Origin of the sequence: Curtobacterium sp. AG1037 (genome assembly GCF_003349855.1) — a bacterium.
Taxonomy (GTDB): Bacteria; Actinomycetota; Actinomycetes; order Actinomycetales; family Microbacteriaceae; genus Curtobacterium; species Curtobacterium citreum.
The window spans coordinates 98,175-117,375 of record NZ_QQAO01000004.1 but is presented as its reverse complement, the minus strand read 5'-3'; the positions used below and the strand labels follow the sequence as shown (position 1 = coordinate 117,375).

The window sequence follows — 19,201 nt, the reverse complement described above, 5'->3', positions numbered from 1 at the left end:
GCGGTCCGGCGGGCGTCGGTAGGGTTGTGCGGTGACCATCCGCATCGCGCCGAGCATCCTGTCCGCCGACTTCGCGAACCTCGAGCGGGAGCTGCACCGCATCGAGAGCGCCGACCTCGTGCACGTCGACGTGATGGACAACCACTTCGTGCCGAACCTGACGCTCGGCCTGCCGATCGTGCAGCGCCTGCAGGAGGTCTCGCCGGTCCCGCTGGACGTCCACCTGATGATCACCGACGCCGACACGCAGGCGCCGAAGTACGCCGAGACGGGCGCCTCGAGCGTCACGTTCCACTTCGAGGCCGCCGCTGACCCGGTCGCCACCGCGGCCGCGATCCGCTCGAACGGTGCCCGTGCCGCGGTGGCGATCAAGCCCGGGACGCCCGTCACGCAGGTCCTGCGCCACCTCGACGCCTACGACATGGTGCTGCTCATGACCGTCGAGCCGGGCTTCGGCGGCCAGTCGTTCATGCCGTCCGTGATGCCGAAGCTCGCGGACGCCCGCGCCGCCGTCGACGCGTCCGGGCTCGACGTCTGGCTCGAGGTGGACGGCGGCATCGCCGTCGACACCGTCCCCGAGGCGGTCCGGAGCGGCGCGGACACGCTCGTCGCCGGCTCGGCGGTCTACGGCGGCGAGCCGGCGCAGCGCATCGCGGACCTGCGCGAGGCCGCAGCGGCGGCACGCGCGTGACGCGGACCGACCACGTCGACGACGTGACCGGCGAGCCGGCGGCGATCCGTGCCTCCCGTCCGGACGGTGCGTCGGCCGGACCCGCGCAGGACGGTAGCCTGGTCCCCGTGAAGACGTTCGACGACCTGTTCGCGGAGCTGACCGAGAAGGCGCGCACGCGCCCCGAGGGCTCCGGCACCGTCGCCGAACTGGACGCCGGCGTGCACCAGATCGGCAAGAAGATCGTGGAAGAGGCCGCCGAGGTCTGGATGGCGGCCGAGTACGAGGGTGACGAGCGCACCTCGGAGGAGATCTCGCAGCTGGTCTACCACCTGCAGGTCCTCATGGTCGCGAAGGGGCTCACCCCGGCGGACGTCTGGCGACATCTGTAGGCAGGCGCGTCGCGCACCGAGCGCCACCGCCCCCGCAGCCGTCCCGACCTCCAGCAGAAAGCAGACCACCTGATGCTCCGCATCGCCGTGCCCAACAAGGGCTCCCTGTCCGAGACCGCGTCCGAGATGCTCAAGGAGGCCGGGTACGCCGGTCGCCGCGACCCGAAGGCGCTGCACCTGCTCGACGAGCGCAACGGCGTCGAGTTCTTCTTCCTCCGTCCCCGGGACATCGCCACGTACGTCGGTTCCGGCGCACTCGACGTCGGCATCACCGGCCGCGACCTGCTCCTCGACTCCGGGTCGGCGGCGCACGAGGTCGACGCGCTCGGGTTCGCCGACTCGACCTTCCGCTTCGCGGGCACGCCCGGCCGGTTCACCGAGCTGCAGGACCTCGAGGGCGTCCGGGTGGCGACGAGCTACCCGGGCCTGGTCGGCGAGTTCCTCGCCCAGCACGGCGTCACGGCGACCCTGGTGAAGCTCGACGGCGCGGTGGAGAGCGCGGTGCGGCTCGGCGTGGCCGACGCGGTCGCCGACGTCGTCTCGACGGGCAGCACGCTCCGCGCGGCCGGCCTCGAGATCTTCGGCCCGGTCATCCTCGAGTCGACCGCGCTGCTCATCTCGACCGACGAGACCATCCCGGGCATCGACGTCCTCCGCCGCCGGCTGCAGGGCGTGCTCGTCGCCCGCGGCTACGTGATGCTCGACTACGACATCCCGACGGGCCTGCTCGAGCAGGCGACCGCGGTGGCGTCCGGCATCGAGTCGCCCACGGTGTCGCCGCTGCACGACCGTGACTGGTCCGCCGTCCGCGTGATGATCCCGCGCGAGGACGCGAACCTCATCATGGACGCGCTCTACGACCTCGGCGCCCGGGCGATCCTGGTCAGCCCGATCCACGCCGCACGCCTGTGACCGCCGCGACCGAAGGCACGGAGCCGACGGCCGCGACCGGCGGGGTCGCGGTCCGGGTCATCCCGTGCCTCGACGTCTCCGGCGGCCGAGTCGTCAAGGGCGTCAACTTCCTCGACCTGCAGGACGCCGGCGACCCCGTCGAGCTAGCCGCCCGCTACTACGAGCAGGGCGCGGACGAGCTGACCTTCCTGGACGTCGGCGCCACGGTCGAGAACCGCGCGACGATGTACGAGACGGTCACCCGCACCGCCGAGCAGGTCTTCATCCCGCTCACCGTCGGCGGCGGGGTCCGGAGCGTCGACGACGTCTCCCGCCTGCAGCAGTGCGGCGCGGACAAGATCGGCGTGAACAGCGCCGCGATCGCCCGCCCGGCCCTGGTCGGCGAGATCGCGGACCGCTTCGGCGCACAGGCGGTCGTGCTGTCGCTCGACGTCAAGCGGAGCGACCGGATGCCGTCCGGGTTCGTCGTCACGACGCACGGCGGACGGACCGAGTCCGACCTCGACGCGATCGCCTGGGCGCGCGAGGGCGTCGAGCGTGGCGCGGGCGAGCTCCTCGTGAACTCGATCGACGCCGACGGCACGAAGAACGGCTTCGACCTCGAACTCGTCGCCGCCGTCCGCGCGGTCTCCGCGGTCCCCGTCATCGCCTCGGGCGGCGCCGGTCACCTCGACCACTTCGCACCGGCGGTCGACGCCGGGGCCGACGCGGTCCTCGCGGCGAGCGTCTTCCACCGGGGTGAGATGACGATCGGCGACGTCAAGTCGGCGCTGCGCGCCGCGGGTCACCTCGTCCGCTGAGGCCCCGGTCCCGCGGTCTGCCGCCCCACGACCGGACGGGAGGCGCGTGGCGGGCCCGCCACGATCCTCCCGTCCGTCCGTCCGTCCGTCCGTCCCCACCACCGACCGGCGCGGTCCCACCACGGACCGGCCCGGTCCCACGCCGTAGGCTAGGAGCCTCATGACCGACAGCACCGACACCAGCACGGAAGCGGTCCTCGACCGCGCGCGGTTCGGTGCGGACGGGTTGCTCCCCGCCGTCGTGCAGGAGGAGTCCACGAAGGACGTCCTCATGCTCGGCTGGATGGACCGCGAAGCCCTGCGCCGCACCCTGACCGAGGGGCGGGTGACCTTCTGGTCCCGCTCGCGCCGCGAGTACTGGCGGAAGGGCGACACCTCCGGGCACGCCCAGTACGTGCGCGCCGCGGCCCTGGACTGCGACGACGACACGCTGCTCGTGACCGTGAACCAGGTCGGCGCCGCGTGCCACACCGGTGCGCACCGGTGCTTCGACGTGGACCCCCTCGACCCCGTGACCGCGACCGCACCGGAGGCCACGCGATGAGCACCTCGACCAGCACCACGCGCTCGGACTTCGACGCCCTGCTCGACGGCCACCGGGTCGTGCCCGTCGTCCGCGCGCTGTACGCCGACAGTGAGACCCCGGTCGGGGTCTACCGCAAGCTCGCGGACGGCCGCCCCGGCTCCTTCCTGCTCGAGTCGGCGGGGCAGGGCGGCCTCTGGTCGCGGTGGTCGTTCGTCGGCGTGCGGAGCTTCGGCGTGCTCACGCAGGAGGGTGACCGGGCCGCGTGGATCGACACCGGCATCCCGGCGTCGCGCGCCGTCGGGTCGCTCGACGGCGCCCCGCTCGAGGTGCTCGCGCGGCTGCACGAGCGCTGGGCGACCCCGCGCGTCCCCGGGACGCCGCCGCTCGTCGGCGGGACCGTCGGGTTCATCGGCTGGGAGGCCGTGCGGCAGCTCGAGCACCTGCCGAACGTGCCGGACGCCGACTTCGACGTGCCCGGTCAGGCACTCGCGTTCGTGTCCGAGCTGGCCGCGCTCGACCACCGCACCGGCCTCGTGCTGCTCGTCGCCAGTGCCTTGAACGACGGCACCGACGACGCCGACACGATGTGGCAGGACGCGCAGTCCCGGCTCGACCGGATGCAGGCCGACCTGGTCACGCCGAGCGTCGCCACCGTGGCCGAGGCGTTCGAGATCGCCGAGCCGACGCCGCGGCACCGCTCGACCCCGGACGAGTACATGGCCGCGGTGGTGCGGTCGAAGGACTTCATCCGCGACGGCGACGTGTTCCAGGTGGTGATCTCGCAGCGGTTCGACCACGACGTGACGGCCGACCCGCTCGACGTCTACCGGGTGCTCCGCACGCTCAACCCGAGCCCGTACATGTACTTCCTGTCCCTCGCGGACACGGCCGACGAGCGGTTCTGGATCGTCGGGGCCTCGCCCGAGGCTCTCGTGAAGGTCCAGGACGGTCGGGCGATCACCCACCCGATCGCCGGGTCGCGGCCCCGCGGGGCGACCCCGGTCGAGGACGTCCGGCTCGGCGACGAACTGCTCGCCGACCCGAAGGAGCGCGCCGAGCACCTGATGCTCGTCGACCTCGCCCGCAACGACCTGCAGAAGGTGTGCGAGCCGGGGTCCGTCGCGGTCACGGAGTTCATGACCGTCGAGCGCTTCAGCCACATCATGCACCTGGTGTCGAGCGTCGAGGGGGCCGTGCGTCCCGGAGCGTCCGCGATCGACGTCTTCCGTGCGACCTTCCCGGCCGGCACGCTCTCCGGGGCACCGAAGCCGCGCGCCCTCGAGATCATCGACGAGCTCGAACCGGCGAAGCGCGGCGCCTACGCGGGCGTCGTCGGGTACTTCGACTTCGCCGGTGACGCCGACCTGGCCATCGCGATCCGAACGGCGCTCATCAAGGACGGGGTCGCCCGGGTGCAGGCCGGCGCCGGGCTCGTGGCGGACTCCGACCCGCACACCGAGCACGTCGAGGCGGTCAACAAGGCCGCGGCCCCGCTGCGCGCCGTCGCGACCGCCAACCGCATGCGCGAGGTCCGGTCGTGAAGCGCTCCCGACCGATCACCGTCGTCGCCGGGCTCGCCGTCGCGGGCATCGTGATGCTGTCGTGGACGCAGACCTGGTTCACGGTGCACCTGCACGCCGGGACGGCCGTCGTGTCCCGGGTCGTCGCCGACGGGGCCGCCGCGGTCCCGCAGTACACCGCGCTCGCCATCGCGAGCCTGGCGCTCTTCCTCGCGCTGACGATCGCGGGGCGGGTGCTCCGCGTCGTGCTCGGCGTGGTCGAGGTCCTGCTCGGCGCGGGTGTCGTCGCGGTCGGTGTGAGCGCGCTGGCCGACCCGGTCGCCGCGGCGAAGGGCGCCGTGGGCGAGGTTGCCGGCGTGAGCGACATCGACGCGGTCCGCCGGGCGGTGTCGAGCGTCGACGTGACGCCGTGGCCGCTCGTCGGGATCGCCGGGGGCGTCCTCGCGGTGCTCCTCGGCGTTGCCGTCCTCGTGCTGCAGCGCTCGTGGCCCGGGCCGAGCCGGAAGTACGGCGCGGCGACCGCAGGTGCGGCGGCCGACGCCCGCGCGGCGGCACCGACCGTCCGCGACGCCGTGACCGACTGGGACGACCTCAGCGCCGGCGACGACCCGACCGTCCTGGACGAGGCGTCCACGACCGACACGGTAGGATCGGAGCGGCGCCGATCGGACGACGGCGCCGGAGCAGAACGAGGAGCACCGTGAGCAACACTGAGCCCGCAGAACTCGGCGAAGGCCACTCGCCCGCCGCCTGGACCGCCGTCGTGATCATGCTGATCGGGTTCGCGGCCGGGACGCTGTTCTTCTGGTTCGACCTGGCGTGGGGTGTCTGGGCCTCCGCGGCGGTCGTGGTCGTCGGGCTCATCGTCGGTGCCGTCATGAAGCGCGCCGGCTACGGCGTCGACGGCCCGAAGTTCGTCCCCAAGCACCACGCGGAGTAGTCGTGCCGAACGTGCTCGAGACCCTCGTCGCGGGTGCCCTCGAGGACGCCGCCGCCCGTCGCCTCGACCGCCCGTACGCGGACGTCGAACGCGACCTCGACCGGGTGGGATCGCCCCTCGACGCACTCGACTTCCTCGCCCCCGGTGACCGCGTCAAGATCCTCGCCGAGGTCAAGCGCGCGAGCCCGTCCCGCGGTTCGATGGCCACCATCGAGGACCCCGCGGCCCTGGCTGCCGACTACGAACGCGGCGGCGCCTCGACGATCAGCGTCCTGACCGAGGGACGGAAGTTCCTCGGCAGCCTCGCCGACCTCGAGGCCGTCAAGGCGCGCGTCGGCGTCCCGGTGCTCCGCAAGGACTTCATCGCGGACCCGTACCAGGTGGTCGAGGCCCGTGCCGCCGGCGCCGACCTCGTGCTGCTCATCGTGGCCGCCCTCGACCAGGCCCGGCTCGTCGAGCTGCACGACCTGGCCGAGCAGCTCGGCATGCGCGTCCTGGTCGAGGCGCACTCCGCGGACGAGGTCTCGCGTGGCCTCGACGCCGGTGCGCGCATCCTCGGCGTGAACGCCCGCGACCTGACCGACTTCTCGCTGGACCGCGACCTGTTCGGGTCGCTCGCCGACCGGATCCCCGACGGGGTCGTCCGCGTCGCCGAGTCCGCCGTCGCCGGTCCTGCCGACGTCGCGCACTACCGCGCCGCAGGTGCCGACGTCGTCCTGGTGGGGGAGGCGCTCGTCACGGGCGCGGACCCCGCCGCCACCCTCGCGTCGTTCATCGACGCCGCGGACGGCCTCGGCCGCCCGCGGGTCTGACCGACACCGTCCCCATCGGCAGCCGTCCACCCGACGGCGCACGCCGACCCCATCCGGGAGACCCATCGTGACCTCACTGCGTGACCTGCACGGACCGTACTTCGGCGACTTCGGCGGACGCTTCGTCCCCGAGTCGCTGGTCCTCGCTCTCGACGAGCTCGAGACGGCCTTCCGCGAGGCCTGGGCGGACCCGGCGTTCCGCGAGGAGCTCGACACGCTCCAGCGCGAGTACACCGGGCGCCCGTCGATCATCACCGAGGCGCCCCGGTTCGCGAAGCACGCCGGCGGTGCCCGGATCCTGCTCAAGCGCGAGGACCTCAACCACACCGGCTCGCACAAGATCAACAACGTGCTCGGTCAGGCCCTCGTCGCGAAGCGCCTCGGCAAGACGCGCCTCATCGCCGAGACCGGCGCCGGCCAGCACGGTGTCGCGACGGCCACCGCTGCGGCGCTCTTCGGCATGGACTGCGTCGTCTACATGGGCGCGGTGGACACCGAGCGCCAGGCGCTGAACGTCGCCCGGATGCGACTGCTCGGCGCCGAGGTGATCCCGGTCGAGACCGGATCGCGCACGCTCAAGGACGCGATCAACGACGCCCTGCGGGACTGGGTCGCCAACGTCGAGTCGACGCACTACCTGCTCGGCACGGTCGCGGGTCCGCACCCGTTCCCGGAGATGGTCCGCGAGTTCCACAAGGTGATCGGCGAAGAGGCCCGTCAGCAGGTCCTCGACCGTGTCGGTCGCCTGCCGGACGCCGTCGCCGCGTGCGTGGGCGGCGGGTCGAACGCGATGGGCATCTTCGAGGCGTTCCTCGATGACGCGTCCGTGCAGCTCCACGGCTACGAGGCCGGCGGCGAGGGCATCGAGACGGGGCGGCACGCCGCGAGCATCTCGCTCGGCCGCACCGGCGTGCTGCAGGGCACGATGTCCTACCTGATGCAGGACGAGGACGGCCAGACCATCGAGAGCCACAGCATCTCGGCCGGTCTCGACTACCCGAGCGTCGGGCCCGAGCACGCCTACCTCGCGTCGATCGGTCGCGCCACGTACGAGCCGATCACCGACACCGAGGCGATGGAGGCCTTCCGGCTCCTCAGCCGCACCGAGGGCATCCTGCCGGCGATCGAGTCGTCGCACGCCCTGGCCGGTGCGATCAAGCTCGGCAAGGAGCTCGGCCCGGACGGCGTCATCCTGATCAACCTGTCCGGACGCGGCGACAAGGACGTGGCGTCCGCCAGCCGCTACTTCGGGATCCTCGACGAGAACGCGGTGCAGCTGTGACGAACCCTGAGACCACCCGGTCGGTCGCCGCGACGATCGACGCCGCCAACACCGAGCGCGCCGGCGCCGTCGTCGGGTACCTGCCCGCCGGGTTCCCGGACCTGCAGACGAGCGTCGACGCGGCGGTCGCCCTCGCCGAGAACGGCGTCGACGTCATCGAGCTCGGCCTGCCGTACTCCGACCCCGTGATGGACGGACCCGTCATCCAGCGTGCGGCGGAGGAGAGCCTGGCGAACGGCTTCCGCGTCGCGCAGGTCTTCGACGCCGTCGCGCAGATCACGAGCCGCGCGGACGTGCCGGTGCTCGTCATGACGTACTGGAACCCGGTGCTGCGCTACGGCGTCGACCGGTTCGCGGACGACCTCGTGGCCTCCGGAGCGTCCGGCCTCATCACGCCCGACCTCATCCCCGACGAGGGACGCGCCTGGATCGACGCCTCGGAGCGCACGGGGCTCGACCGTGTGTTCCTCGCCGCGCCGTCCTCCACCGACACCCGCATGCAGCAGGCCGTGCAGGCGAGCCGCGGCTTCGTGTACGCCGTCTCCACGATGGGTGTCACCGGCGCGCGCGTCGGCGTGGACACCGCAGCGCGGACGGTCGTGTCGCGGCTCCGCGACGCGGGCGTCGCCCGGACCTGTGTCGGGCTCGGGATCTCGACGGCCGACCAGGTCACCGAGGTGCTCGAGTACGCCGACGGCGCCATCGTCGGTTCGGCGTTCGTGCGTGCGCTCGCGGACCTCGGCGTCCAGGGCGTCGCGGACCGTGCGGCCGACCTGACGTCGGGTGCCGTGCGTCGCTGAGCGCGCAGGCGCGCAGCGCCGCTGCTCCGCCGCCCCGGTCGGGAGGCACGGTGCGGGGGACCGACGTCGGTCACCCGCACCGTGCCTCCCGTCCGTCACAGTTCCCACAGGACGGGCCGCAGCGTTCCTGACCGGCGCGGTTCCCGCGCTACAGTGATCGGGGCCGACCCGGTGTCGGTCCCGCGGACGCAGAGCACCGAAAGGCGACAGCACCTCCATGCCCCTCCTGAGCATCCCGAGCCCGAGCACGGCCTGGCAGTACTTCGACCTGACGGCCGGGCTCCGTGACGTGTTCGGGTTCTCGCTGCCCCTCGACTTCCGCATCCACGCCTACGCGATCTGCATCCTGCTCGGGATCGTCGCGGCCGTGTTGCTCGCGAACCGCCGGCTCAACGCCCGCGGCGTCGAGCGCTGGATCATCATCGACATCGCGATCTGGGCGGTGCCGTTCGGCATCATCGGCGGGCGCCTGTTCCACGTCTTCACCCACGTCAGTGACTACTTCGGCCCGGGCCGCGACCCGCTGTCCTTCCTCTACATCTGGGAGGGCGGCCTCGCGATCTTCGGCGCGATCATCCTCGGCTCGGTCGGGGCGTGGATCGGCTGCCGCCAGGTCGGCCTGCGCTTCACGACCCTGATCGACGCGATCGCGCCCGGGGTGCTGCTCGCCCAGGCGTTCGGGCGGCTCGGCAACTACTTCAACCACGAGCTCTTCGGCATGCCGACGAACCTGCCGTGGGGCCTGCAGATCGAGTCGTCGAACCCGGCGTTCCCGAAGGGCCTGCCCGAGGGCACGCTGTTCCATCCGACGTTCCTCTACGAGATCATCTGGAACGTCTGTGGCGTCGTCGTGATCCTGCTGCTCGACAAGCGCTTCCGCCTGCAGTGGGGCAAGGTCATGGCGCTCTACCTGATCTGGTACGGCACCGGCCGCTCTGTGCTCGAGTCCATCCGCGTCGACACGAGCGAGACGTTCTTCGGCATCCGCACGAACGTGTGGGCGTCCTTCGCGGCGATCCTCATCGGCATCATCGTCTTCATCGTCCAGACGCGTCGACACACCGGCAAGGAACCGAGCCCGTACGCCCCGGGACGCCAGCCGCGTCGGACCTCCGATGTAGACTCGGACGACACCTGGTCGGAACACGACGACGACGCTCCGGCGGCCGTCACGGGCTCCGATCCGGTGCCGGCTGGCGGGTCCGCGAAGTAACGCGGCGCCCACCAGCCGACACGAGCAACAGCACCACCCAACCCGCCGCACGGTCGACACCCGCCGACCACGCGGACCCGCTGCACCGGCCGGCGTCGTCACCATCGACGCCGCGACCACGCACGTCGTGAGCGCACACCCTCGACGACGTGCACGGGCACCAGTCCCGCCCGCTCGGGCGGAACGCACCACCGGGCCACCGACGTCCCTGTTCCACTTCCTCGTGAGGACGGTTCCCCATGGCGCTCCAGCCACACCCGACCCCCGCCCAGGCCGCGCAGCGTGCACTCGGTCAGCGTGCACCCGGCGCACTCCTGCCCGCGCACCGGCGTTTCTCCGCCGTGCCGGACGCGACCGGCGCGTACGACCCGGCGAACGAGAAGGACGCCTGCGGTCTCGCGATGGTGGCGACCCTGCGCGGGACGGCCGGCCACGACATCGTCGACGCCGCACTCGGAGCACTGCGCAACCTCGAGCACCGCGGTGCCGTGGGTTCGGACGCGGGCACCGGCGACGGCGCGGGCATCCTGTGCCAGGTGCCGGACGCGTTCCTGCGTGACGAGGTCGACTTCGAGCTGCCGGCAGCAGGGGAGTACGCGGTCGGGACGGCCTACCTGCCGACCGACGACGACGAGCGGCACGCGGTGCAGGGTGCCGTCGAGCGGATCGCGCGCGAAGAGGGCCTCCGGGTGCTCGGCTGGCGTCCGGTGCCGGTCCGACCCGAGGTCCTCGGCACGCTCGCCCGCGCGGCGATGCCGGCGTTCGAGCAGCTCTTCGTGGCGTCCACCCGGCACGACGTGCACGGTGCCGCGTGGAGCGGGATCGCCCTCGACCGTCAGGCCTTCCGCCTCCGCAAGCGCGCGGAGCACGGGCTCGAGGTCTACTTCATGTCGCTGTCGAGCCGGACCATGGTCTACAAGGGCATGGTCACGACGCTCCAGCTCGAGCCGTTCTACCCGGACCTCAGCGACGAGCGGTTCGCCTCGAAGCTCGCGATCGTGCACTCGCGCTACTCCACGAACACGTTCCCGTCATGGCCGCTCGCGCAGCCCTTCCGCACGCTCGCCCACAACGGCGAGATCAACACCGTCCGCGGGAACCGCAACTGGATGCGCGCCCGCCAGTCCCAGCTCGAGAGCGAGCTGCTCGGCGACCTCGCACCGCTGCTGCCGATCGTCAGCCCCGGCGCGAGCGACTCGGCGTCCTTCGACGAGACGCTCGAGCTGCTCACCCTGACCGGGCGGAGCCTGCCGCACGCGGTCTCGATGATGGTGCCGGAGGCCTGGGAGAACCAGGTCGGCATGGACCCCGACCTGCGGGCGTTCTACGAGTACCACTCGATGCTCATGGAGCCGTGGGACGGCCCCGCCGCGATCACGTTCACCGACGGTGCGATCGTCGGCGCCACGCTCGACCGCAACGGCCTGCGCCCCGGCCGGTTCCTCGTCACCGACGACGGCCTGATCGTGATGGGGTCGGAGACCGGCGTGCTCGACGTGCCGCCGGGCAAGGTCGTCCGCAAGGGCCGCCTGCGCCCCGGTCGGATGTTCGTCGTGGACACCGAGGCCGGCCGGATCATCGAGGACGACGAGGTCAAGCGCGACCTCGCGGCGTCCGGACCCTGGGCCCAGTGGCTCGACGAGGGCCGGATCAACCTGTCCGACCTGCCCGACCGCGAGCACATCGTGCACACGCCCGCGTCGGTCACCCGCCGCCAGCGCGCCTTCGGCTACACCGAGGAAGAAGTCCGCATCCTGCTGCGCCCGATGGCGCAGACCGGCGCGGAGCCGCTCGGTGCGATGGGCTCGGACACGCCGATCGCGGTGCTGTCCGAGCGCCCCCGGCTGCTGTTCGACTACTTCACGCAGCAGTTCGCGCAGGTGACGAACCCGCCGCTCGACTCGATCCGCGAGCAGGTCATCACCTCGATGGGCATGGGTCTCGGCCCGGAGCGCAACCTGCTCGACGCCGGCCCCGAGCACGCGAAGCAGATCACGCTCGACTTCCCGGTGATCGACAACGACGAGCTCGCGAAGATCCAGCACTTCGAGACGGCGTCCGGTCGGCACCTCACCGTGACGATCAAGGGCCTGTACCGCGTGGACGCCGGCAAGAAGGCGATGCAGAAGCGCATCGCCGCGGTGTGCGACGAGGTCGACGCGGCGATCGAGTCCGGCAAGCAGTTCATCGTGCTGTCGGACCGCGACGGCAACGCGGAGCAGGCCCCCGTGCCGAGCCTCCTGCTGCTCGCCGCCGTGCACCACCACCTGATCCGGACCGAGCAGCGCATGAAGGTCGGGCTGATCGTCGAGGCCGGCGACGTGCGCGAGGTCCACCACGTGGCGACCCTGATCGGCTACGGCGCGTCCGCGATCAACCCGTACCTGGCGATGGAGACGTGCGAGAACCTCGTGCGCTCCGGGATGATCACCGGGCTCACCCCCGAGCAGGCCGTGAAGAACGTCATCAAGGCGCTCGGCAAGGGCGTCCTGAAGATCATGTCGAAGATGGGCATCTCGACGGTGTCCAGCTACGCGGGCGCCCAGGCGTTCGAGGCCGTCGGGCTCAGCCAGGAGTTCGTCGACAAGTACTTCACCGGCACCTCGTCGATCCTCGGCGGTGTGGGGATCGAGGTCATCGCGAAGGAGAACGCCGAGCGCCACGCCCAGGCGTACCCGCAGGACGGCGCGGTGCTCTCCCACGAGCGCCTGCAGACCGGTGGCGAGTACCAGTGGCGCCGCGAGGGACCGCCGCACCTGTTCAACCCGGACACGGTGTTCCGCCTGCAGCACGCGACGCGCGCCCGCCGGTACGACATCTTCCGCGAGTACTCGCGGGCGGTCGACGACCAGTCCGAGGACCTCATGACGCTCCGCGGGCTCTTCCGGTTCCGTCACGGCGTCCGGCAGCCGATCCCGCTGGACGAGGTCGAGCCGATCGAGTCGATCGTCAAGCGGTTCAACACCGGTGCGATGTCCTACGGCTCCATCTCGCAAGAGGCGCACGAGACCCTCGCGATCGCGATGAACCGTCTCGGCGCGCGCTCCAACACGGGCGAGGGCGGCGAGGACGTCGAGCGCCTGCTCGACCCCGAGCGTCGCAGCGCGATCAAGCAGGTCGCCTCCGGCCGATTCGGCGTCACGAGCATGTACCTGACGCACGCCACCGACATCCAGCTGAAGATGGCGCAGGGTGCGAAGCCGGGTGAGGGCGGCCAGCTCCCGCCGACCAAGGTCTACCCCTGGGTCGCGCGGACCCGGCACGCCACCGCGGGCGTCGGGCTCATCTCGCCGCCGCCGCACCACGACATCTACTCGATCGAGGACCTCAAGCAGCTGATCTTCGACGTGAAGCGGGCGAACCCGTCGGCGCGCGTCCACGTCAAGCTCGTGAGCCAGTCCGGCATCGGCGCGGTCGCCGCGGGCGTCACGAAGGCGCTGGCCGACGTCGTGCTCGTCTCGGGGCACGACGGCGGCACGGGTGCCTCGCCGCTCAACTCGCTGAAGCACGCCGGCACGCCGTGGGAGATCGGACTCGCCGAGACGCAGCAGACGCTCATGCTCAACGGCATGCGCGACCGCGTCGTGGTGCAGGTCGACGGGCAGATGAAGACCGGGCGCGACGTGGTCGTGGCCGCGCTGCTCGGGGCAGAGGAGTACGGCTTCGCGACCGCACCGCTCGTGGTCGAGGGCTGCATCCTCATGCGGGTCTGCCACCTCGACACGTGCCCGGTGGGCGTCGCGACGCAGAACCCGGAGCTCCGGAAGCGCTTCTCGGGCAAGCCCGAGTTCGTCGTGAACTTCTTCGAGTTCATCGCTCAAGAAGTCCGCGAGCTCCTCGCCGAGCTCGGCTTCCGCAGCCTGGACGAGGCGATCGGCCAGGTCGACGCGCTCGACACCGACCGTGCCGTCGAGCACTGGAAGGCGTCCGGTCTCGACCTCGCGCCGGTGCTGCACGGCCCGGAGTTCGGTCGCGACGAGCCCCGTCGCCACCTGCGCGACCAGGACCACGAGCTCGACGAGCACTTCGACGTCCGGCTGATCCACGAGACCGCCGACGTGCTCGAGCACGGGGGGTCGATCGCGCTGGACCTGCCGATCCGCAACACGGAGCGCGCCGTCGGCACGATGCTCGGGCACGAGGTCACGCTCCGCCACGGCGAGCACGGCCTGCCCGCCGGGTCGATCGACATCACGCTCCGCGGGTCCGCCGGGCAGTCGCTCGGTGCGTTCCTGCCCGCCGGCATCACGCTCCGGCTCGTGGGCGACAGCAACGACTACGTCGGCAAGGGGCTGTCGGGCGGCTCGATCGTCGTGCGCCCGGACTCGGAGTCCGCGTTCGAGGCGTCCGAGAACGTCATCGCCGGCAACGTCATCGGGTACGGCGCGACCCAGGGCAGCATGTTCATCCGCGGTGTCGTGGGCGAGCGCTTCCTGGTCCGGAACTCCGGGGCGACCGCGGTCGTCGAGGGCGTGGGCGACCACGCGCTCGAGTACATGACCGGCGGTCTGGCGCTCATCCTCGGTGAGACCGGCCGGAACCTCGGCGCCGGCATGTCCGGTGGCACGGCGTACGTCCTCGGGCTCCGTCGCGAGCACGTGAACACCGACGCCCTGGCGACCGGCGAGCTCCGGCTCGAGGAGCTCGACAGCGCCGACGTCGAGATCGTCACGGACCTGCTCCGGCAGCACCACGACGAGACCGGGTCGACCGTGGCGGGCGACCTGCTCGAGTCCGGCGACCTGAGCGCCTTCGTGAAGGTGCTGCCGCGGGACTACGCCGCCGTGCTCGAGACCCGCCAGCAGGCCGTCGACGAGGGGCTCGACCCCGACGGCGACATCGTTTGGAACCGCATCTTGGAGGTGACCGGTGGCTGAGACCCTCGGCACGGAACCGGCAGTTCACATCGACATCGCGGAGGTGACCGGTGGCTGAAATCCTCGGCACGGAACCGGCAGTGTGCATCAACACCACGGAGGTGACCGGTGGCTGACCCGAAGGGCTTCCTCAAGGTCCAGGAGCGCGAGCTCCCCGCACGACGACCCGTCCCCGTCCGCCTCATGGACTGGAAAGAGGTCTACGAGCAGCAAGAGTCGGGCGCGCTCAAGCGCCAGGCCGGCCGCTGCATGGACTGCGGCGTCCCGTTCTGCCACCAGGGCTGCCCGCTCGGGAACCTCATCCCCGAGTGGAACGACCTGACGTGGCGCGGCGAGGGCCGCCAGGCGATCGAGCGCCTGCACGCGACCAACAACTTCCCGGAGTTCACGGGTCGACTCTGCCCGGCGCCGTGCGAGGCGTCCTGCGTGCTCGGCATCAACCAGCCGCCGGTCACGATCAAGCAGGTCGAGGTCTCGATCATCGACGAGGCGTTCCAGAAGGGCTGGGTCACCCCGCACCCGCCGGAGCGCCTGACCGGCAAGACCGTGGCGGTCGTCGGGTCCGGCCCCGCCGGCCTCGCCGCCGCGCAGCAGCTCACGCGCGCCGGCCACACCGTCGCCGTGTACGAGCGCGACGACCGCATCGGCGGCCTGCTCCGCTACGGCATCCCGGACTTCAAGATGGAGAAGCGCCAGATCGACGCGCGCCTCGCCCAGATGCAGGCCGAGGGCACCCGCTTCCGCGCAGGCGTCGAGATCGGCGTCGACATCACCTGGGACGACCTGAAGTCCCGGTACGACGCGGTGGTCGTCGCGACCGGCGCGACCGTCCCGCGCGACCTGCCGATCCCCGGCCGCGACCTGGCCGGCGTGCAGTACGCGATGGACTACCTCGTCCAGCAGAACAAGACGAACGCGGGCACCACGGTCGACAACCAGGTGACCGCCGAGGGCAAGCACGTCGTCGTGATCGGCGGCGGCGACACCGGCGCGGACTGCATCGGCACGGCGCACCGGCAGGGCGCGCTGAGCGTGACGAACCTGGCCATCGGCAAGCAGCCGCCGCTCGAGCGTCCGTCCGACCAGCCGTGGCCGATGTTCCCGACCGTGTTCGAGGTCTCCAGCGCCCACGAGGAGGGCGGCGAGCGGCACTACCTGGCGTCGACCGTCGAGTTCCTCGGGAACGCCGCGGGCGAGGTCCGGGCGCTCCGGGTCGCCGAGACCGAGTACGTCGACGGCCGCCGCGTCCCGAAGAGCGGCACCGAGCGCGAGATCCCCGCCGACCTCGTCCTCATCGCGATGGGCTTCACCGGCCCGGAGACCGAGACGCTCGAGCCGCAGCTCGGTCTGCCGACCACGCCGTCCGGTGCGGTGGCACGCCAGGCCGACTACTCCACCAACGAGCCGGGCGTGTTCGTCGCCGGGGACGCCGGCCGCGGACAGTCGCTCATCGTCTGGGCGATCGCCGAGGGCCGTGCCGCGGCCGCCAAGGTCGACGAGTACCTCGAGGGCTCGACGATCCTGCCGGCACCGGTGAAGGCCACCGACCGTGCCATCTCGGTCTGACCGGGCGGGCGACGTGAACGACACGGGAACGCACGACCGCCAGTGAGCAGCAGGCCACCGGCACTCGATAGGGTGCTGGTGGCCTGCTGTCGTTCCGCGCGGCCCCACAGCGCGGAAACCCCAGCACCATCCACCACACGAAGGAATCCATTGAGACGCGCAAAGATCGTTTCGACGCTCGGACCCGCCACGTCGGAGTACGAGACCGTCAAGGAGATCATCGAAGCGGGCGTCGACGTCGCCCGCCTCAACCTCAGCCACGGTGACTACAGCGTCCACGAGGCCAACTACGAGAACGTCCGTCGCGCCGCCGAGGAGCTCGGCAAGCCGGTCGCGATCCTCGTCGACCTGCAGGGCCCGAAGATCCGCCTCGCCCGGTTCGCGGACGGCCCCCACGAGCTCGCCGTCGGTGACGTCTTCACCATCACGACCGAGGACGTGCCCGGCTCGAAGGAGATCTGCGGCACGACGTTCAAGGGCCTGCCCCAGGACGTGAAGCCCGGCGACCCGCTGCTCATCGACGACGGCCGGGTGCGGCTCCGCGTGCTCGACACCGACGGCGTGCGCGTGCGCACCGAGGTCGTCGTCGCCGGCACCGTCTCGAACAACAAGGGCATCAACCTGCCCGGCGTCGCGGTCAACGTGCCGGCGCTGAGCGAGAAGGACGAGGCCGACCTCCGCTGGGCGATCCGCCAGGGTGCCGACCTCATCGCGCTGTCGTTCGTGCGCAACGCCGCCGACGTCGACCGCGCGCACGAGATCATGGACGAGGAGGGCAAGCGCCTCCCCGTCATCGCGAAGATCGAGAAGCCGCAGGCCGTCGACGCCCTCGAGGAGATCATCGACGCGTTCGACAGCATCATGGTCGCCCGCGGTGACCTCGGCGTCGAGCTCCCGCTCGAGGCCGTCCCGATCGTGCAGAAGCGCGCCGTCGAGCTGAGCCGCCGCATGGCGAAGCCGGTCATCGTCGCGACGCAGATGCTCGAGTCGATGATCTCGTCGCCGATCCCCACCCGTGCCGAGACCTCCGACGTCGCGAACGCCGTCCTCGACGGTGCGGACGCGGTCATGCTCTCGGGCGAGACCAGCGTCGGCGAGTACCCGGTGCAGACCGTCCGCACGATGGCCCGCATCGTCGAGTCCACCGAGGACCACGGCCTCGAGCGCATCGCCCCGCTCGGCACCAAGCCGCGCACGCTCGGTGGTGCGATCACCCTCGCCGCGGTCGAGATCGCCGAGTTCACCGAGGCGTCGTACCTCTGCGTCTTCACCGAGTCCGGCGACTCGGCCCGCCGCATGTCGCGTCTGCGCCACGGTCTGCCGATCATCGCGTTCACCCCGAACGAGGCCACGCGTCGCCGCATGGCCCTCACGTGGGGCGTCCGTTCGTTCCTGGTCGACCGGAAGACCCACACCGACGAGCTCTTCTCGCAGGTGGACGACGTCCTCCTCGAGAACGGCCTGGCCGCCCCCGGCGACCGCGTCATCGTGACGGCCGGTTCGCCTCCCGGCATCGAGGGCTCGACGAACGACCTCCGCGTGCACCGCGTCGGCGACGCGCACGCCGAGGCCGCCCCGGCCTACGTGCGCGACTGACACCCGGTCACCACGCCACAGGGCGCGGACGGGAGGCACGGTGCGGGTTCCGCACACCGCCTCCGGTCCGCGCCCTGTCGCGTCCCACGCCCGCCCTCGTCCGGAACGGAGCCGCACCCGACGACGCGGCCGCGCCCGCTCTGCGCACCCACCCGTCCACGCGCGGGCGTGAGCGGGCAGGATCGGTGGGGTGAGCCTCCAGGACGAGAACCGTTCCGCACCCACCGCGACGGACGTGCGTCGCTGGCGCCGCTACCTGGCCGACGAGCGGGCGGAGGCCGCCGTCTACCGGAACCTCGCCGCGCGACGGACGGGTGAGGAGCGCGAGATCCTCGCGGCCCTCGCCGAGGCGGAGGGCCGGCACGAGCAGCACTGGATCGACCTGCTCGGCGACCGGGCGGGGCGGCCGCTGCGGGGGAGTTGGCGGACCCGGGTGCTCGCCGCGCTGGCGAAGCGGTTCGGCTCGGTGTTCGTGCTCGCGCTCATGCAGCGTGCCGAGGACCGCTCGCCGTACGCCGACGACGACGACGCCACGGCGCGGATGGCCGCCGACGAGCGGATCCACGGCGAGGTGGTCCGCGGGCTGGCGAACCGGGGGCGGATGCGCCTGTCCGGGACGTTCCGGGCGGCGGTGTTCGGCGCGAACGACGGTCTCGTGTCGAACCTGGCGCTCATCATCGGCATCAGTGCGTCCGGCGCCGACCGGCACTTCGTCCTGCTGAGCGGCGTCGCGGGTCTGCTCGCCGGTGCGCTGTCGATGGGCGCGGGGGAGTACGTCTCCGTGCGGTCGCAGCGGGAGCTGCTCGACGCCTCGGCGCCGCACCCCGAGGCCGGGCAGGCCGTCGCCGACCTCGACGTCGACGCGAACGAGCTGGCGCTGGTCTACCGGGCACGCGGGATGACCGAGATCGAGGCGCAGGCGCACGCGGACGAGGTCCTCGGCGGGCGGACGGTGCCGTCGGCGACCGGCCCGGACGAACACGAGGCGGTCGGCAACGGCATGAGCGCGGCGGTGTCGAGCTTCCTGTTCTTCGCGTCGGGTGCGGTGATCCCGGTGCTGCCGTACCTGTTCGGGCTCGAGGGGTGGGCGGCTGTGCTGCTCGCGGCGCTGCTCGTCGGGATCGCGCTGCTCGGGACGGGCGCGGTCGTCGGGGTGCTCAGCGGAGCGTCGCCGCTGCGTCGGGCCCTGCGGCAGCTCGCGATCGGGTTCGGTGCGGCCGCGGTGACGTACGGACTCGGCCTGCTGTTCGGGACGGGGAGCGCGTAGTACGCGCGGAGGCGTCCGGTCGGGTTCG

Annotated in this window: 16 protein-coding genes; all 16 read left to right on the top strand. The window is 71.9% G+C overall.

Features of this window, described 5'->3' with window-relative positions:
* The first annotated feature begins 31 nt into the window (after positions 1-31).
* The 16 genes from rpe (at position 32) to DEU32_RS07290 (ending at position 19,173) form a co-directional block, all read left to right on the top strand.
* On the top strand, positions 32-691 hold the full coding sequence (rpe, locus tag DEU32_RS07365) for a ribulose-phosphate 3-epimerase (RefSeq protein WP_058742139.1): 660 nt from the start codon (positions 32-34) through the stop codon (positions 689-691).
* Positions 692-798: 107 nt separating this feature from the next.
* Positions 799-1,062 carry a phosphoribosyl-ATP diphosphatase gene (locus DEU32_RS07360; protein WP_058742152.1) on the top strand — a complete coding sequence of 88 codons (264 nt, stop codon included), beginning with the start codon at positions 799-801 and terminating at the stop codon, positions 1,060-1,062.
* Between the two features lie 72 nt (positions 1,063-1,134).
* Positions 1,135-1,974: an ATP phosphoribosyltransferase gene (gene hisG, locus DEU32_RS07355; protein ID WP_058742140.1), complete on the top strand. Its 840-nt coding sequence runs from the start codon at positions 1,135-1,137 to the stop codon at positions 1,972-1,974.
* Entirely contained in the window at positions 1,971-2,774 is an 804-nt protein-coding gene (gene hisF, locus DEU32_RS07350) for an imidazole glycerol phosphate synthase subunit HisF (RefSeq protein ID WP_114849966.1), read from the top strand. Before hisG ends, hisF begins: the two co-directional genes overlap by 4 nt.
* Before the next feature lie 160 nt (positions 2,775-2,934).
* Positions 2,935-3,318: a phosphoribosyl-AMP cyclohydrolase gene (hisI, locus tag DEU32_RS07345; protein WP_114849965.1), complete on the top strand. Its 384-nt coding sequence runs from the start codon at positions 2,935-2,937 to the stop codon at positions 3,316-3,318.
* A complete protein-coding gene (locus DEU32_RS07340; RefSeq protein ID WP_114849964.1) occupies positions 3,315-4,841 on the top strand; it encodes an anthranilate synthase component I in 1,527 nt (508 codons plus the stop codon). Before hisI ends, DEU32_RS07340 begins: the two co-directional genes overlap by 4 nt.
* On the top strand, positions 4,838-5,524 hold the full coding sequence (locus DEU32_RS07335) for a Trp biosynthesis-associated membrane protein (RefSeq protein WP_114849963.1): 687 nt from the start codon (positions 4,838-4,840) through the stop codon (positions 5,522-5,524). Before DEU32_RS07340 ends, DEU32_RS07335 begins: the two co-directional genes overlap by 4 nt.
* On the top strand, positions 5,521-5,760 hold the full coding sequence (locus DEU32_RS17115) for a DUF6704 family protein (protein WP_058741461.1): 240 nt from the start codon (positions 5,521-5,523) through the stop codon (positions 5,758-5,760). The genes DEU32_RS07335 and DEU32_RS17115 overlap by 4 nt, the downstream gene beginning before the upstream one ends.
* An 11-nt stretch (positions 5,761-5,771) precedes the next feature.
* Positions 5,772-6,572: an indole-3-glycerol phosphate synthase TrpC gene (gene trpC, locus DEU32_RS07325; RefSeq protein WP_114850123.1), complete on the top strand. Its 801-nt coding sequence runs from the start codon at positions 5,772-5,774 to the stop codon at positions 6,570-6,572.
* Positions 6,573-6,639: 67 nt separating this feature from the next.
* A complete protein-coding gene (gene trpB / locus DEU32_RS07320) occupies positions 6,640-7,854 on the top strand; it encodes a tryptophan synthase subunit beta (protein WP_114849961.1) in 1,215 nt (404 codons plus the stop codon).
* The gene (gene trpA / locus DEU32_RS07315) at positions 7,851-8,654 is read left to right on the top strand and encodes a tryptophan synthase subunit alpha (protein WP_114849960.1); all 804 of its coding nucleotides are present in this window, start codon (positions 7,851-7,853) and stop codon (positions 8,652-8,654) included. The genes trpB and trpA overlap by 4 nt, the downstream gene beginning before the upstream one ends.
* 217 nt (positions 8,655-8,871) lie before the next feature.
* Entirely contained in the window at positions 8,872-9,867 is a 996-nt protein-coding gene (gene lgt, locus DEU32_RS07310) for a prolipoprotein diacylglyceryl transferase (RefSeq protein WP_114849959.1), read from the top strand.
* Between the two features lie 239 nt (positions 9,868-10,106).
* Complete coding sequence (gltB, locus tag DEU32_RS07305; protein ID WP_258554806.1) at positions 10,107-14,744, top strand: glutamate synthase large subunit; 4,638 nt, start codon at positions 10,107-10,109, stop codon at positions 14,742-14,744.
* A 108-nt stretch (positions 14,745-14,852) separates the two neighbouring features.
* On the top strand, positions 14,853-16,310 hold the full coding sequence (locus DEU32_RS07300) for a glutamate synthase subunit beta (protein ID WP_114849958.1): 1,458 nt from the start codon (positions 14,853-14,855) through the stop codon (positions 16,308-16,310).
* Between the two features lie 150 nt (positions 16,311-16,460).
* Positions 16,461-17,906 (top strand): pyruvate kinase, encoded by a 1,446-nt coding sequence (pyk, locus tag DEU32_RS07295; RefSeq protein ID WP_058742554.1) that lies wholly within the window; start codon positions 16,461-16,463, stop codon positions 17,904-17,906.
* Positions 17,907-18,087: 181 nt separating this feature from the next.
* On the top strand, positions 18,088-19,173 hold the full coding sequence (locus tag DEU32_RS07290; protein WP_373286845.1) for a VIT1/CCC1 transporter family protein: 1,086 nt from the start codon (positions 18,088-18,090) through the stop codon (positions 19,171-19,173).
* Positions 19,174-19,201 lie beyond the last annotated feature (28 nt).